The sequence below is a fragment of the Nostoc sp. LEGE 12454 genome (assembly GCF_056620565.1).
On sequence record NZ_JBWQXL010000014.1, the window covers coordinates 1 to 15,895 of the forward strand.

A 15,895-nucleotide genomic window follows, 5' to 3' on the forward strand; every position below is an offset into this window, starting at 1 on the left:
TCCCTTACTTATAGAAATCGCCGAAAAAGATTTAGTTTAAGGTTTAATCTGATTGCTGCTCTCTACAATTATGAGCTTTGTCTCCCCAAAATAAAATCTTCCTGAGCGACTTTTGCAAGAGGTCTATGGTAAGACTCAGTTGCAATAAATAAATTAGCCCACCCCGATGTATCTATAAAGACTTTATTCGCCAATTTTTCACTCCTGCTGCAAAGTTTGCTGGAGATATTGATCGTGGTTTTCTCCTACATCAGAATTATCAAATTTCAATGTACCTAGTAAAGGTAAAATTGGATCGAATTCGGAAATATTTTCCTGTTTAGCTGATTGAGATAAGGATTGCAGAATTAAATCTTCTAAAGATAGATTCAGTTTATCCGCCTGAGCAGTTAATTTACTTTCTAATTCATCTGACAATTGTATTGTTAATGTTTTAGCCATTTGATTCACCAGCTACGGATGTTCAATAATCCCATTATATGCAGATATAGCAAGTAGAGGACATTATTTGTCTAAAGTGGAAACAATCGCAACTATTGGTAAAATCTGAATTAGAACTTTTACGTGCTATTTAGTAATAATTTCAGTTAACAGAATATTAAACTATTACAGCATCAATAAATTTGTCTGCGATCGCGGTTTTAAGGAAATCAATGCTGAGGTGTTGTATGCCGCCAAGGAAGCTGTAGGCGCTTAGTTTAGCAATTATTTCAGAAGAGTGGGTAGTGAGAAGTAAGTTTACTCTTCACTACTCACTCTTAAGTTTTTGCTACATTCTATACTTAGACGCACCTTGTTTTGAGACTTTATTTAGATTCAAGACTAGCTGAATATATAATTGTATATCTTTTCTAAGCCAAAGTACGGTTATTACTACCTTAATTCTTTACTTTCCTTTATTCTTTATAGTACAAATATACTTTTGCCTGAGCTATAATTGCACAAACGTATTTAAAAATAACTATGTAGCGTCTGTCTTTATTATCAGAACTCTGCATAATTGCTAATAGATATATGGATGACATTGTAAAAAGTATTCAACAAGATATTCTTAATCCAGAAGTAGGACTAAACACGATTCTGCTCAAAGCTAAACTATTGGCTCATCATCTGAAAAATAATCGTTTTAAGCGGTGGGTTAAATATGAGTTAGATGGCTATCAAAATCGTGATATAGTGCCTGACTATCGTGTTATTTATACGCCCATTACTTGCTTACATCTCTAATGGTTACGATGGTTGCAAGAATATACAAATTCCTCTTGCTCGTACACCTGATTGGTTTCAGGAAATAGCTGATAAAATTCATTTTGCTCCTGGTATTAAAATCGTTGAAGAATTTTCAACAAAAGACGATAACATTTTCTTTAATTGGGATGCTGAACATATTGCTATTTGGAATCACTATAATCCACTTGGATACGGTGGGCATAAATGCTATGAGGTAAGAAGACCCGTTACTCCTAGCGTTTTTGCTCAGATATTGCTAACTGTCCGTAGTCGCCTCCAAGATTTTGTCCTCGAACTTAGTGACCTTCCTTGGAACATTACAAAAGACTCGGCATTAAGTGACCAAATTGAAAGGCTTGTAGCAATCACAATTTACAACAACACACAAGGAGGAAATGTGGCAACTTTTGATCAACATGGACAACAGGTGCAAAACCAAAATAATGCAGCACGCGATATTAATATCAAAGGTGATATCAATATTGGTACTATTCAAAATACTAATGATTTTATTCGTGAACTACAAAAAGTAAAAAGCGAACTATCGAAAGCTGGTAATGCTCAAATCATTGATGCTGAAATAGTTACTGATGCAGATTATGAAATAGCTACTGCAATACAGGAGGCGAAAAAAGAGACACCTAATAAAAATTTGGTTTTGAAGGCAATAGAAAGAGCTAAAAACCTATTGAGTAAGAGTGCTGGTGCTGTTGAGTTTGTCACAGCACTTATCAATCTGATTGCAGCAGGAATAACATTATTCTAAGTCCTTTAGTTAGACTGAAGAGTGTAACTTCTACCCCCAACCTTTCAGAATAGGCTTTTTTGTCAGCTTTGAATTAGGTATGAATTAACAGATAATTTTAGTTACTTTTATTACATTGCTCAAAGGGTGATCGCGCCTCCAACCTACGGCTTAATCTCGCTTTTGTTTTTGGATTTGTTCCCATTCCCCTTGAATACTTTGTAATGCCTTCAAAGTGCGATTTAAACGGGCTTTCTTTAACTCAGGAGTTTCTTTTTGGAATAAACTCGGAGAATTTATTACTTTATGTAGTTCAGATTGGGTGGAATGCAAGCGATCGCTCAAACAGCGTTCAAAGACTTCACCATTACCACTGCTCACATTTTCTACTAATTGGCGATATATATACTCTTTAGAACTGATTTGATCGTTGAGATCGGTATTAACAATTTCCTCGATTAACTTGTGGTAGGAGTCTGATAATAAATTAGATACTGTGGCTGGCGTAGGTTCTGCTGCTAGATTATTTGTTTCAGAAGTAGAGGGATCGGATATTTCTTCTTTAGTTGGCGTTACTAAAGTTTCCTCAGAAGTAGGGGATTCTTCTTTAGTAGGTGTTGATAAAGTTTTCCGAGAATTTGTAGGTGAAGAATTTGTTTTGGAATTAGATAAGTAATAATCTGCTAAAGAGCCGCAGAGAAATTCTTCACGAAAGCGGTTTATTTTGGCACGTGACTGAATTTTGTGGTAACGACGTTTCTGATACCATAAACCAGAAACTAGTAAGCCTGCAATGGTTCCTATGCCAACTCCTGCCATAGCAACCTTGCCATCTTCTAAAGCTTGATTTTGTTGCCCAGATTCGACAGTCGGATTGGAAGATGCACTTTGAGCAATAGCATAGTCACTTGCTGAATTTAGCTGCACGCTAGTAGCGATCGCCGCAGCCGACAATATAAGTCTAAATATTAACTTTGATTTCCACATAATTTTACAGGTTAAAAATATGTTGTCTATTTCTGGAGACTAACCGCCTCCCCAAGGAGTGAATAGTTAAGAATCAAACTAACTAGATATCTCTTTTACCAAGGAAGTTCCACTCCACTCATATAAAAAATAAACTTTCTCAACAGTGGTTTCCACAATATTTTCTTATTTTTTAACATTATTTGTGCGTCTAGGAATCTTGACAAAGCCATATATTAATACTATTTCTCAAAGTATATGTATTAGGTATTCCTTAAAATGGTGATGATTTATAGCGATCGCATTATCAAACAGCATTGAGTTCAGTAGACAATAGTCGAGGATGTGCGATCGCTGCTAGGCTCTCCCTTGATATGGCATATTGCTGGGCATAAAGTCTATAAATGATATTAATTGCAGGTGTACAGCAGAATTTGGTATAAATAGCACCAGTACCTCATCGGTAGTGTAGTGTTAGCGATCGTCATAGCCCATTGTAGACATCGCCTCTTGGATTTGGAAGGTATAAGCCAATAAAATGTAAACTTTCAAAGACTTGCACCAAGTTTCTAACTACCTTGCTCTTTAATTTCTCTGTGCGTAGTTCTATTTATAGAATAGGTGCTTCCCCGAAAGCTCAACTTATGAGTTGCTTGTGGTGTAATGATTTTAGTCGATTGGGTATTAGGATCGGCGCCAACAACATAAGTACATCCCCGAAAGCTCAACTTATGGGTTACTGATGCTGTGGTTTCCGCATCTAATTTGGGGTTGAGGTCATGACGATAGGAAGCTCCACGGTAGATTAAGTGATAATCTGGTTCCGATTTGGAAACTGGCTGTTGTGTATATTGTGTTTCTCTGTTGACTACTGTGCTTGTATAATACTCGTAGCTTGTACTGATAATAATAAGAATTAATAGTAGAAGTAGAATCTGCCAAGGAGCTAACATTAAACCCAAAATCAGGCTGATAGCTGCAAATACAGTCACTAAATGTGAGATTTCATTATTTCTATTTTTGAATAAAAAATAGCCAGTGATGAAACAAACACACGGAAAAATGAAAAAGTACAAAGCCATATTTCCTACATTCGCAACTAAAAGCAAAGGGTTTATAATGCAGATTGAACTTATTTTAAAAGTTGTTGTTTATTTTACCTCCAATCAGCTTGAGAAGTTACCGTACTACTGGAGTAAAAGTTTTACGTTCAGGTATCTGTATTAGCTGCGATCGCAAAGAAAAATTAACACTCAAGGCTATCTCAAACCTTTGGAGCGGAGTTCAAGGGTTATGTAGAGTGAGCGTTTTTGTCTTTATTCATTCAGAGAGGTTACAGACGTGGTATGAAGTGGATGCTCAGTGTAAAGCTTTTGCTGAAGTATATGAAGATATTACCTTATAGCGATGTCATGTAGCGATCGCATTCCTTAACGCAGAAATTTACTGATAAATAAAAATTAAAAGTGAACAAATATCACAATACAAAATTATTACTTTGGGGATCTAATAGGCAGAATAACCCACTACAGTTCTAACCGATGTGTCTCCGGCAACGAAGTAAAAAAAGTCTCATAAAAGCCTCGCAATCTCGCGTATTAAAAAAAAGCAGATGCATGTTACTGTTTTAATCTCATTGTCTTCCCTTCGCGCCTTTCCCTATGCATCTGCACTATTTACACCCCCAACACCTTGAAGAATTAGTCAAGAGTAGTGGTATAGACTTACACTTAGTGCATCTCAATTTTAGGTCGCTCCAAGGTGTAACAGCTTATGAGTACCTGTTGATTTCTGAGCTACTTCCCCGCACCAATACCGGAATGGTAAAAGCCGGATGGTTACAGCGTTACGCTCACATTACAGAAGGTGGTTGGTGGTGTTCGGGACTAGACCCTCTGAATAATTGGCAAATGATGGAATGGGGATGCTTTAAGCCAAACCAACCCCGACAAAATCACAATGGCAAGTCCATCAAGTACGAGCATCCCCCCAGCACGCCAACGCGGGTGTTTTGTTTGCGGGTAACGTTGCAAGTGTGGCAGCAAGTCGCTGGGCGTTACAATCTGGTTATGCCTGAAAATATCACCATTACTCCTGATGGTGAGGCTGGAGGCTTTTGGCAATGGGTGATGCAACAGAACATTCCCCTCATCATCTGCGAGGGTGTAAAAAAAGCAGCCACGTTGTTGACGCAAGGATATCTAGCCATTGCCATCCCCGGAATTACCAGTGGTTATCGGGTTGTGAAAGATGAATTTGGTAAAGTTACCCGTCGTCAGCTAATTCCTGATTTAGCCGCGTTTGCGATTACAAAGCGCAGCTTTTACATTTGCTTTGATTTTGAAACTCAACCCAAAACAATTGCTGCTGTAAATAATGCTATTTCTCAACTTGGCTGTTTATTTCAGCAAAAAAATTGTTCTGTAAAAGTCATCGAACTTCCAGGAATAGAAAAAGGGGTTGATGAGTTTATTGTTGCTAAGGGTGCAAGTAGTTTCGATAAAGTTTATCGCCAAAGTGTTGATTTAGAAATCTATCTTGCTCAAACCAAACCCCACACCGAGTTAAGTATTCCTGCTGCACTTACCTTCAACCGTCCTTATATAGGTGAAATACCTTTCCCCACCTCTGGATTAGTAGGAGTCAAATCAGCGAAAGGAACGGGTAAAACTACGGCATTGCAAGGTGTTGTTCAACAAGCAAAAATTCGAAACCAACCCGTTTTGTTAATTACTCACAGAATCTTACTTGGACGATTCTTGTGTGAAAAAATTGGTATTCAATGGGGAACACATAAAGACGATGGAGAGAAAAGGATTAATAAAACACTTACCCCCGCTCCTCCCATCCTGCGCTCTCTATTTCCTCAGCAATCTCTCGGCTTGTGCGTTGATTCGATTTGGAAACTTAACCCAGAACATTGGCGGGGAGCAATAGTAATTTTAGATGAAGTGGAGCAATCTTTATGGCATCTTTTAAATAGTAATACTTGTAAACACAAGCGGGTAAAAATATTAAAGTTATTCCAGCAACTAATTGCAACAGTTTTAACAAGTGGGGGATTGGTAATTGCCCAAGATGCTGATTTATCAGATGTTTCACTTGAATATTTGCAGGGATTGGCAGGAATTAAATTAACACCTTGGGTAGTTCTCAATCAGTGGAAGCCTCAACAAGGTTGGGATGTAACTTTTTATGATTCACCGAATCCAACACCGCTAATTCACCAACTGGAATTGGATTTACTTGCTGGACGTAAATGTTATGTTACTACCGATAGTCGGGCTGGGCGTTATAGTTGTGAAACAATTGAACGTTATCTGAAAGAACGGCTACAAAAATTACGGCGACAATTTCCTAAAACTCTGGTAGTTAGTAGTCATACTACAAATACACCTGGTCACGCAGCAGTTGATTTTATCGCAGCGATTAATCAAAAAATATCGGAATATGACGGGGTTTTTGTTACCCCTAGTCTTGGTACGGGAATTAGTATTGATGTTCAACATTTCGACCGGGTTTATGGCATTTTCCAGGGAGTAATTCCTGACTCGGAAGCAAGACAAGCGTTAGCAAGAGTCAGAGATGATGTACCGCGTGTTGTCTGGTGTGCTAAACGAGGTATTGGTTTAATTGGTAGTGGTAGTACAAATTATCGCTTATTATCTGATTGGTATCAAGAAAATCAAAAAGAAAACTTAGCTTTGCTGAGTCCCCTACATAAAATAGATGTAGATTTACCCTTAGTTTATGACCCGATTCATTTGCGAACTTGGGCGAAATTATCTGCAAGAGTGAATGCTTCTATTCGCCTTTACCGACAATCGATGCAAGATGGTTTGATTGCTGATGGGCATCAAATTCAGGTGCGGAGTAATGCGGTTCACAATAATATTATTCGAGATTTACGCCTGGCCTTTTTGGCAACCGATGCCGATGATTTAGCTACTCGCAAAAGGTTAATTTTAGAAATTGTTAAAGTTCAAAAAGATTGGGCACAAAGTCGTCAAAAAGCTAAAGAAATTAAACGTAAAATTAAAGATATTAAGCAGCAAAATCAACTATCTTTAGCATCTGCTGTTGCCAATGCTAAAGATATCGATTATGTGGAATATGAGCAGATGTTAGTTAAGCATTCCCTAACGGATGGAGAACGCAACCAAATTAATAAATATGTTCTTAGACAAAGATATGGTGTAGAAATTACTCCTTGGCTGAAATTACAGGATGAACAAGGATATTATCGTCAATTGTTAATTCACTATTATTTAACTCACGAAAGCGAGTATTTTCACGTTAGGGACGAACAAGAATGGCATCAGCAATTGTCTTGGGGTGAAGGAAAAGTTTTTCTCCCAGATTTAAAAACTTATACGCTCAATGTTGAAGCTATGAGAGCATTAGGAATGCTTCAGTTTCTCGAAGAAAAACGCGAATTTCATGAGAACGATCCAGATTTGATATTGCTGAAAAATATTGCTTTTCAGCATAGTAAGCATATTAAAAGAGCGCTTGGTATTAATTTAGTTGGCGAAAAAGAGCAAGTTTCAGCGATAAAAATACTTGGTCGATTGCTAAATTTATTGGGTTTGAAGCTAAAACGAGTGAATCAGGTTTATCAAATTGATTTAGAAACGCTATATGATAGCAGAGAGAAAATATTTGCTGTTTGGCATCAACGAGATGAGTTGATGTTGGCTCATGTTAAGAGTGTTGGTTATGAGTTGCCTGATTATTCTTCAGACTGCAAGTTTGAAATTATGCAAACGAAGCCTGAAAAGGTAGACGATAGATTATCTACGTCTACTCTGTCTTTATCGGGAGCATCCACTTTTGGAAGAAACATCGGGCGATTTGAAATCGCGGCTATACAGACTAAACCCGCCTGAAGAACTTTTCAAGAGGGATTTTGTAATCGCCTACTCCATTGGATCGTCTCTGCCAATGCCAAGCGATCGCAACTGCACTCTCACACTATCCCAATCTTGTCCGCAGTAGTAGTATTATTTTTTGGCGTAAGTCTGCTAGATAGTAGCCAACTTTTCCGCCATTAATCCGAAATAACTCAACAACAACTTTCTTTTTAGTTGTACCAAACATGAATTCAATATCGCTATCTGGTAAATTTAATGGGTTGTAAAAAGTTTTACCTTTTCTAAAATGCCAGTAAGACCTTTCGGGTGTGATTTTGCGCTCAATGACTCGAAACCTAATGGGGTGAATTATGCTGTTCATAACTTTTAAGCTTTAATTAGACTTTCAAATAAATGAAACCCGTTCGCGCGATTGAAACAAAAAATCTTAGCAACCGACACAATAGTAGTTGGAATAATTTTGAAAACATATCGTTAACAATCCCGATGCTTTAGGCTAGAGAATGTCAAAAGCCAAAAAAATTATATGAGTGCGGAAGATTTTTTTAACCAAGGATTAAACCAAAATTTGCAAGGGGACTATCCAGCAGCGATCGCAGCTTACACCCAAGCAATCAAGCTAAATCCTGACTATGCCGAAGCTTACCATAATCTAGGGCTGATTTTAAGTGGTCAACTCAAAGATTATCGCAGTGCGATCGCTAACTTCAATCGCGCCATCGAAATCAATCCCAATTTTGCCACAGCCTATTACAACCGCGCTAATGCTCGTTACTTTTTAGCCGATTATCAAGGCGCGATCGCAGATCATAACGTAGCATTACAAATCGATCCTAATCTGGCGCAATCTTACCACAGCCGGGGGAATGCTTACTTTGCTTTGGAAAACTACGACAAAGCGATCGCAGATTATATCCAAACAATCGAAATGAGTACCCAATTAGCTGATAATATCAATATTGATATTGCCAACGCTTATCATAATCGCGGCGTAACTCTTTTTGAACGTGGAGATCGTCAAGGAGCCATCGCAGATTTTCAGCAAGCTTTACAATGGCATCCCCATTTTGCCGCAGCTTACAGCAATCGCGGCAATATTCACCATATTTTAGGTAATTATCAAGAAGCGATCGCTGACCATAACCAAGCATTACAATTAGATCCTAACTTGGCAGAGGCTTATCATAACCGAGGTAATGCTCACTACGCTTTAGCAGATTATCAAAGTGCGATCGCAGATTACAACCGCGCCCTAAAAATCAATCCCAACTTTGCCGGAGCGTACTATAATCGGGGTTTGGTGCTTGCTCACCTCAAAAATTATCACGAAGCAATTGAAGATTTTAACCAAGCATTAAAGCTGAATCCTGATGATGTGCAAGCTTATTGTGAGCGAGGTCTGGTTCGTAGTACTCTTGAAGACTATCAGGGTGCGATCGCAGATTATGACCAAGCGTTACAAGAAAATCCGACTCTAGCTTTAGTATACGGCTTTCGCGCAAATGCTCGTCGGCGATTGGGAGATTATCAAGGTGCAATTGAAGATAGCAATCGCCTATTACAACTCAATCCTAATTTAGCAGAAGGATATTGCGATCGCGCGGCGGCTCGTCGTTCTATAGGAGATCATAAAGGAGCAATTAAAGATTACGATCGAGCATTGCAAATTAATGATAACTTAGCCGCAGCTTATTATGGTCGGAGTATTGCTCGTGAAGCCCTGCAAGATTTACAGGGTGCAATTGATGATAACACTCAAGCCATAGAGCTTGTTCCTGATTTTTCTCAAGCGTATTGCAATCGCGGAAATGCTCGTCGTCTTTTAGGAGATGAACAAGGAGCGCTTACAGATTATAATCAAGCATTAAAAATTAATCCTGATTTAATTGAAGCATATTACAACCGAGGTTCCACCCATTATGCTTTAGAAGCTTATGAAAGTGCGATCGCAGATTACACCCAAGCTTTGCAAATAAATCCTCAATCTGCTGCATTTTACAGCGATCGCGCTAATGCTCGCTATGCCTTAGAAGATTATCAAGGGGCAATAGAAGATTACAGTCGAGCGATCGCGATCGACCCCAGCTTTGCCGAAGACTGGTACAATCGGGGTCGTAGCCGTTCTCTGTTGGGAGACTTACAAGGAGCGCTTGCAGACTTAAACCAAGCCTTACAGCGTCAGCCTAATTGGGCTTCAGCTTACATCCTGCGGGCAGATGTCTACCGGAATTTGGGAGACTCTCAAGGAGCAATTAGAGATTTTCAGAAATCCGCAGACTTGTATTACCAAGAAGGAAATATCCAATATTACCAACAAATTATTGAGCTAATTGAACAGCTTAGATGAGGACATGGGGCATTGGGCATGGTTATTCTCCTTATCCCCATTGTCTGTTCCCCTTGCTCCCCTGCTCCTCTGCTCCTCTGCTCCTCTGCTCCCCTGCCTCTAATCCTCAAAGCGAAAGCGTTCCATGAAACGGCGGTCAATCCAATCTTTGTAATGCCACAAGAGTTTGTGGGGTGGTAAAGTAAAAGTGCCTCGTGTTGCGATCGCTCGTTTATCTCCTGTACCAATTAAACTCAAATATTGTTTCTGTGGTTTATAAGGTTTGAGTGGCTTGCCTAATAAAATTCGCTGTAAATTCTCAAATAAAGGTTTACCTTGTCTAACAGCAAATACCCCAGCTTTCGGACGCGGATAATTTACCATTGTGGCAATGTCACCAGATGCAAATACCTGCGGGTGCGTTTGAGATTGCAACGTGTCTTCTACCAAAATAAAACCTTGCTCATCAGTTGCTAGTCCAGCGTTTTTTAACCATTCGGGTGCTGATGCTTGTGTTACCCAAAAAATCTTATTGCACTCTACTGTCAAACCAGATTCACATTTAATTTCAAATACTTCTTTAGCTTCATTATGGGTTTTAGGTGCAATTTTACACACAGATTCTCTCAGATGTAACTCAATACCTCGGTCAGTTAAAATTTGCTGAAGTTGATGCCGCACTGATTGATGATAATTGGGCATCAGTTCTTGTCCGCGTTGGAATAAATGAATTTCTAGGTTTTGAATAGGTTGTTGAGTTTCATCCAAAATCCGATGTAAACGAGATTGCATCGATAGCGCTAATTCTACACCGCCCGCGCCACCACCTACGATCGCAATCCTAATTGGTTCTTGAGGATTTTTACTTACAGCTTCAATTAGTTCATACCAATGCTCTAATAACTGCGATACTGGTTTAGCTGCGATCGCATATTCTGCCGCGCCTGATACAGACAGTATGGCCGGAGTGCTGCCAATATCAATAGACAGCACATCAAAATCTACCGCAAGTCCGTTATCACAAAGAACTTTGTTGTTTTTTAAGTCAAGGGCAACTACCGTGTCAATATACAATTGTACTTGAGCAAAGTTCGCTAAGGGTTGCAAGTCAATATGGCATTCATTGTGACTGTAAAATCCGGCAATATGTCCTGGTAACATCCCAGAGTAGGCTGTCTCTGATGCTGTGGTAATCAGTATCAAACGTACTCCTGTTAACGGTTTGATACCGAACATTTTTATAACAATAGCATGGCTGTGACCGCCACCAATTAACACCAGATTTTTAACTATTGGTTGTATATTTTGCTGAGTTTTAATAGTCATCTTTAGTTAATCAGTGATTAGAAGTAAATCAAAATTATCATGACGAGAGTTAATTGTCCGTGAAGACTAAAGACTAGTGAATACAACTGATTATTGAGAATGCCAAGAGTAGGTATGCTTATGTTTACTTACTCAGAAGTTATATTTTTCATTTTGTTGATTGCATAAAAAAAATCAGTAATAAATATGTATTAAACAATAACAGACGTAAATAAATTGTTCAATAAAAATTAGATATTAAAACTCATTTCCATTAATTATTAATGTCTTTAATGCCATGAAAAACATTTTATCAAAAAGTCACATCCAGCTATCCCAAATATTCCGGCGGATACCTATTTTCCAGAAACAAGTTAAACAAAATCAGCATCAGTCGCTAAAACGAAGCTTAAGAATAGCAAGCGAACAGCTAGAAAATAACACTCTAGAAATCAGTCTAGCTGTAATTAATGATTTAGAACAAATTGCTTATAGCTATCCACAGTACCATTGGAAGATCGTAGATATTCTTACTAGTTTTGTACGAAAAAATGTTCCTTATATGCCCCAAGAGGAAGTAACGAGCCACCTGTCAACAAAAATTCGTTTAGATATTCAAGCCGCGCTGACTGTTATCGCCAGAAGAGATGCAAATAAAGATCCAGTAAATGAGCAACTTGATTTGAGCTTCACGGATATCAGAGGAGCAAACTTGAAAGGGGCGAATCTACAACAGATAAATCTCTATCAAGCAAATCTAGCTGGGGCTAATCTTAGAGAAGCTAATTTAGCGGGGGCAATACTTAGTGCAGCTAATCTAGAAGGAGCTAATTTATATCTAGCGAACTTAGAAGGAGCAATCCTCAGTGCAGCTAATCTAGAGAAAGCTAATCTTTCTAAAACTAACCTGCATCGTGCCAGTTTATATCTAGCTAGCTTGCATGGAGCAATTCTCTCTGACACCATACTTGATGAAGCAAACCTCAGAGAAACCAAATTCTCTGAGTAATATCATATCCGCTTGATTGCTTATTGAAAAATTTTTCCCTACTCTTTAGTAGATATACGATTCATTGCGTCTCTCCTCATTCTCTATTTTCAGCGTAATTCGTAATTTTTGTAGCGCCAGCGTTTCTTAATGTGTGACGTAAAATTATATTAGATATAATTCTTTAGTTCAATGAGTGTTTTGACACCTATTATAATTTTCTGCTAAATGCTATACTATTTTTCCTCAACATCTAAGTAATAATTCTAGGTTGTAAGGAAAATTTTTACCATGTCTTCTAAAAAGACAGACGCTCTTTTGAATTGGTTGATAACTTTAACAGCTATATTTGGCTGCTCGTTGACTGTAATTTTCTTTGTCTTGTCCAATATTAAAGAATTGTCAATTCAAGAAAAAATCCAGTATAGAAACCAAGCTTTGACAACTACTGCAATAGTTTTTCTCGCATCGGCAGCAATGTTTAATACTTATTATGCAGCAAGGCGTGCCCAAGCGATGCAGAAGAGTGCGATCGCATCTGAGAAAAACTTAGAAATTGGCCTGCAAAATGCCAAACTCAATCAAGACAGATTGATTGCAGAGCGCTTTATGGGCGCAATTGCCCAGCTTGGCCATGAAAAGGTGGAAACTCGGACAGGTGCAATTTATGCTTTAGAAAGGGTTGCTCAGGATTTTCCTCAAGAACACTGGACAATTATGGAAATCCTCACTGCTTTTGTGCGAGAGAATGCACCCATCCAGCACGTAAAAGGCGAGCAACAAAAGCCGGAATATCAAGGAGCAATTTACTCAAGTCGGCGTAGAATTGGGTCGCGTCCGACACCGCAGTTAGAGCAAAATCTCCATGAAGAATTCCCCAAAATACGCACCGATATTCAAGCAGCCCTGACTGTTATCGGCAGGCGTAATTTACTCGAAGACCCAAAAGATCAAAAACTTGATTTACGTAACACCGACATTAGACAAGCAGACCTACTAAAAACTAACCTACAACAAGCTGACCTGCGTGGGGCTGATTTGAGTGGGGCTGACCTGCGTGGGGCTGACTTGAGTGGATGTGACCTTAGTGGCGCTAAACTCATTAGGTCGATTCTTTATGAAACCAAGTTACTAAAAGCTAGTTTATATGGAGCCAACCTTTGTTGGGCTAACCTGAATCGTACTAACCTCTCTGGAGCCAACCTGCGTTCAGCCAACCTCTCTGGTGCAAGTCTGCGTGCAGCTAATTTACAGGGCGCGAACCTTTATAAAGCTAACTTGCAGCAAGCGACCTTAAAAATGGCTAACCTCTCTGGAGCAAAGTTGTTTTTAGCTAACTTGCAAGGAGCAAAATTGGGTAAAGCCAACCTACACCAAACGGGTTTGATTGGTGCTAATCTTTGTGGGGCAAACTTGAATGGAGCTAACCTTTCTGGGGCTAATTTGAATGCAGCCAAACTCCACCAAACAGAAGTATATTTTGCCAACCTCTCAGAAGCTAGCTTAACGGAAGCTGACCTATATCAAGCTAATCTCATTGGAGCAAACCTTTATAGGGCAACCTTTTATCAAGCTAACCTGACTCAGGCAAACTTGATGGGAGCTAACTTTTCACAAGCTAACCTCAATGATGTCAAACTGGAAGGGACTATTTTGACAGGAGCGAAAAACTTAGAGTTGCATCAGATTAGAGAGGCACTTGGCGATCGCACCACTCGCCTACCTGATTATATCGAAGCACCGACACATTGGCGGCAATTGGGTTAAGCGATCGCAGCATCATTAGTTATTTGGGCGTATTCTACCGTTTTCACTTAGTGCTATAGTTTTATACTAAATAATATAGCTAGTTCATCCAATTGTCGAAACAACTGGTGTATATCGACTCTCCGACGGACGACTGGTAATGAGTCGGGAATGCGAATAATTGCGATCGCAAGTCAGAAAACTGTTTGATGATTGGCTAAAATGGAGCGCAAGCCAAACAAACGAAAGCCTTATGGCTGCTATTTCGAGCGACTTCTAATCAGGTGCTAAATGACTCAAGCATTACCCAAACCCATAACCTACGAAGAATTTATTGAGTGGTATCCCAATGATGAAAAGCGCTACGAACTGCATAAAGGAATAATTATTGAAATGCCGCCCCCTACAGGAAAACACGAAAATGTTACCGGGTTTCTAACGGTACAAATCGGTTTTCAACTTTTGCAAATGGGACTACCTTATCGCATACCCAAAACTGCGTTTGTTAAAACAGGAGATTCTACTTATTCCCCTGATATTTTATTATTAAATCACGATAATTTGGTCAATGAACCTTTCTGGGAGAAACAATCAACTGTAATTCAGCCCAAATCTGTCCCTCTTGTAATTGAGGTTGTTAGTACTAATTGGCGTGATGACTATCATGATAAATTCGGGGATTATGAAGAGATGGGTATTCCCGAATACTGGATTTTAGATTACGCTGCGTTGGGAGGTAAAAAATTTATTGGTAATCCCAAACAACCTACCATTTTTGTATGTGAGTTAGTAGATGAGGAATATCAAATGACTCCATTTACTGGTAACAACTTAATTATTTCTGCCACTTTACCCCAACTCAATTTAACCGCGCAGCAAATTTTTGATTCGGCTTTGTAAATTACGTAATATTACCTCAAACAGTGGAATTGCGTAGTCTGCGCGTAAATTTAATCCCTGAAACGGTTGTCATCACAAGTCTAAACCCAAGCTAGTAAGGGTTTCGAGACTAGAATTACTAAGGCGATTATTCCACCCCATACTAAAATCGAACTTCTAGCGATCGCACAACCATCCTACCAAAAAATCTTCAACCACCCAAACATTGAAAGCTCAAGTTTCACCCTGAGATACCGAAACTTGAACCTTTTAGCTTCATCGTTGAACCTTTTAGCTTCATCGTCGAACTTCTGAGCTTCATCGTCGAACTTCTGAGCTTCATCGTTGAACCTTTTAGCTTCATCGCCAAACCTTTTAGCTTCAACATTCAACCTCTAAGCTTCATCGTCGAACCTTTTAGCTTCATCGTTGAACCTTTTAGCTTCATCGTTGAACCTTTTAGCTTCATCGCCGAAGCTTTGAACTCCAACAGTTCAGTTAGAGACGGAAACAGAGAAAATATTCCCTGAGTAAGAGACAATGAATAAGACATCTGTCCTACGCTAATTGTCCTATGGGGATAAAACAAGAGATGTCTCTAACAAAGCAGCTGGAAATTTTAGATTTAATTCGGGAACTTCGTCAGCAGCTTAATCTTTCTCAAAAACAATTTGCTGCTAAAGTGGGAGTTTGCTTCAAAACAGTCAACCGTTGGGAGAATGGGCATACAGTCCCTTCACGGATAGCGCTAAAACTAATAGAAGAAATGTTACGGAAGATGGGTGAACCTGGCAAAAGACTGCTAAATCAGTATTTTCCAGAAGCAGAGTAGGGTT

Annotated in this window: 14 protein-coding genes; 8 read left to right on the forward strand and 6 right to left on the reverse strand. The window is 39.0% G+C overall.

Annotation, left to right across the window (positions count from 1 at the left end):
* Window positions 1-198: 198 nt before the first annotated feature.
* Window positions 199-441 (reverse strand): hypothetical protein, encoded by a 243-nt coding sequence (locus tag AC1F2U_RS16740; protein ID WP_480262116.1) that lies wholly within the window; start codon window positions 439-441, stop codon window positions 199-201.
* 573 nt (window positions 442-1,014) lie between these two features.
* Between AC1F2U_RS16740 and AC1F2U_RS16745 the strand changes: the two genes are divergently transcribed.
* Both AC1F2U_RS16745 and AC1F2U_RS16750 read left to right on the forward strand, forming a co-directional pair.
* A complete protein-coding gene (locus tag AC1F2U_RS16745) occupies window positions 1,015-1,227 on the forward strand; it encodes an AbiTii domain-containing protein (RefSeq protein WP_480262117.1) in 213 nt (70 codons plus the stop codon).
* Entirely contained in the window at window positions 1,190-1,996 is an 807-nt protein-coding gene (locus AC1F2U_RS16750; protein ID WP_480262118.1) for an AbiTii domain-containing protein, read from the forward strand. Before AC1F2U_RS16745 ends, AC1F2U_RS16750 begins: the two co-directional genes overlap by 38 nt.
* Window positions 1,997-2,146: 150 nt before the next feature.
* Here the strand turns inward: AC1F2U_RS16750 and AC1F2U_RS16755 are convergent, their stop codons facing one another.
* Both AC1F2U_RS16755 and AC1F2U_RS16760 read right to left on the reverse strand, forming a co-directional pair.
* The gene (locus tag AC1F2U_RS16755; RefSeq protein ID WP_480262119.1) at window positions 2,147-2,962 is read right to left on the reverse strand and encodes a hypothetical protein; all 816 of its coding nucleotides are present in this window, start codon (window positions 2,960-2,962) and stop codon (window positions 2,147-2,149) included.
* A gap of 548 nt (window positions 2,963-3,510) precedes the next feature.
* Window positions 3,511-3,933, reverse strand: a complete 423-nt coding sequence (locus AC1F2U_RS16760) for a hypothetical protein (protein ID WP_480262120.1) — start codon at window positions 3,931-3,933, stop codon at window positions 3,511-3,513.
* Window positions 3,934-4,602: 669 nt separating this feature from the next.
* Here AC1F2U_RS16760 and AC1F2U_RS16765 point away from each other — a divergent pair.
* Window positions 4,603-7,830, forward strand: coding sequence for a plasmid replication protein, CyRepA1 family (locus tag AC1F2U_RS16765; protein ID WP_480262121.1), 3,228 nt, complete (start codon window positions 4,603-4,605; stop codon window positions 7,828-7,830).
* A gap of 85 nt (window positions 7,831-7,915) precedes the next feature.
* Here AC1F2U_RS16765 and AC1F2U_RS16770 read toward each other — a convergent pair whose 3' ends face one another.
* Window positions 7,916-8,176, reverse strand: a complete 261-nt coding sequence (locus AC1F2U_RS16770) for a hypothetical protein (RefSeq protein ID WP_480262122.1) — start codon at window positions 8,174-8,176, stop codon at window positions 7,916-7,918.
* 165 nt (window positions 8,177-8,341) lie between these two features.
* On the opposite strand from AC1F2U_RS16770, the gene AC1F2U_RS16775 reads away from it, so the two are divergent.
* Complete coding sequence (locus AC1F2U_RS16775; protein WP_480262123.1) at window positions 8,342-10,162, forward strand: tetratricopeptide repeat protein; 1,821 nt, start codon at window positions 8,342-8,344, stop codon at window positions 10,160-10,162.
* A 99-nt stretch (window positions 10,163-10,261) separates the two neighbouring features.
* On the opposite strand, the gene AC1F2U_RS16780 is transcribed toward AC1F2U_RS16775, so the two are convergent.
* Entirely contained in the window at window positions 10,262-11,467 is a 1,206-nt protein-coding gene (locus tag AC1F2U_RS16780) for an FAD-dependent oxidoreductase (RefSeq protein ID WP_480262124.1), read from the reverse strand.
* 277 nt (window positions 11,468-11,744) lie between these two features.
* On the opposite strand from AC1F2U_RS16780, the gene AC1F2U_RS16785 reads away from it, so the two are divergent.
* From AC1F2U_RS16785 to AC1F2U_RS16795, 3 genes are all read left to right on the forward strand, one after another.
* Complete coding sequence (locus AC1F2U_RS16785) at window positions 11,745-12,455, forward strand: pentapeptide repeat-containing protein (protein WP_480262125.1); 711 nt, start codon at window positions 11,745-11,747, stop codon at window positions 12,453-12,455.
* Between the two features lie 270 nt (window positions 12,456-12,725).
* Window positions 12,726-14,201, forward strand: coding sequence for a pentapeptide repeat-containing protein (locus tag AC1F2U_RS16790; protein ID WP_480262126.1), 1,476 nt, complete (start codon window positions 12,726-12,728; stop codon window positions 14,199-14,201).
* 270 nt (window positions 14,202-14,471) lie between these two features.
* Window positions 14,472-15,080, forward strand: a complete 609-nt coding sequence (locus tag AC1F2U_RS16795) for a Uma2 family endonuclease (RefSeq protein ID WP_480262127.1) — start codon at window positions 14,472-14,474, stop codon at window positions 15,078-15,080.
* 367 nt (window positions 15,081-15,447) lie between these two features.
* Here AC1F2U_RS16795 and AC1F2U_RS16800 read toward each other — a convergent pair whose 3' ends face one another.
* Window positions 15,448-15,612, reverse strand: coding sequence for a hypothetical protein (locus AC1F2U_RS16800; RefSeq protein WP_480262128.1), 165 nt, complete (start codon window positions 15,610-15,612; stop codon window positions 15,448-15,450).
* 39 nt (window positions 15,613-15,651) lie between these two features.
* Here AC1F2U_RS16800 and AC1F2U_RS16805 point away from each other — a divergent pair, with 39 nt between their 5' ends.
* The gene (locus AC1F2U_RS16805) at window positions 15,652-15,891 is read left to right on the forward strand and encodes a helix-turn-helix domain-containing protein (protein WP_480262129.1); all 240 of its coding nucleotides are present in this window, start codon (window positions 15,652-15,654) and stop codon (window positions 15,889-15,891) included.
* Window positions 15,892-15,895 lie beyond the last annotated feature (4 nt).

What these genes read in the sequence shown, in the direction of transcription:
- AC1F2U_RS16740 (WP_480262116.1), bottom strand. Translation starts at nt 441, where the DNA reads ATGGCTAAAACATTAACAATACAATTGTCAGATGAATTAGAAAGTAAA.
- AC1F2U_RS16745 (WP_480262117.1), top strand. Translation starts at nt 1,015, where the DNA reads ATGGATGACATTGTAAAAAGTATTCAACAAGATATTCTTAATCCAGAA.
- AC1F2U_RS16755 (WP_480262119.1), bottom strand. Translation starts at nt 2,962, where the DNA reads ATGTGGAAATCAAAGTTAATATTTAGACTTATATTGTCGGCTGCGGCG.
- AC1F2U_RS16765 (WP_480262121.1), top strand. Translation starts at nt 4,603, where the DNA reads ATGCATCTGCACTATTTACACCCCCAACACCTTGAAGAATTAGTCAAG.
- AC1F2U_RS16770 (WP_480262122.1), bottom strand. Translation starts at nt 8,176, where the DNA reads ATGAACAGCATAATTCACCCCATTAGGTTTCGAGTCATTGAGCGCAAA.
- AC1F2U_RS16775 (WP_480262123.1), top strand. Translation starts at nt 8,342, where the DNA reads ATGAGTGCGGAAGATTTTTTTAACCAAGGATTAAACCAAAATTTGCAA.
- AC1F2U_RS16780 (WP_480262124.1), bottom strand. Translation starts at nt 11,467, where the DNA reads ATGACTATTAAAACTCAGCAAAATATACAACCAATAGTTAAAAATCTG.
- AC1F2U_RS16785 (WP_480262125.1), top strand. Translation starts at nt 11,745, where the DNA reads ATGAAAAACATTTTATCAAAAAGTCACATCCAGCTATCCCAAATATTC.
- AC1F2U_RS16790 (WP_480262126.1), top strand. Translation starts at nt 12,726, where the DNA reads ATGTCTTCTAAAAAGACAGACGCTCTTTTGAATTGGTTGATAACTTTA.
- AC1F2U_RS16795 (WP_480262127.1), top strand. Translation starts at nt 14,472, where the DNA reads ATGACTCAAGCATTACCCAAACCCATAACCTACGAAGAATTTATTGAG.
- AC1F2U_RS16800 (WP_480262128.1), bottom strand. Translation starts at nt 15,612, where the DNA reads ATGTCTTATTCATTGTCTCTTACTCAGGGAATATTTTCTCTGTTTCCG.
- AC1F2U_RS16805 (WP_480262129.1), top strand. Translation starts at nt 15,652, where the DNA reads ATGTCTCTAACAAAGCAGCTGGAAATTTTAGATTTAATTCGGGAACTT.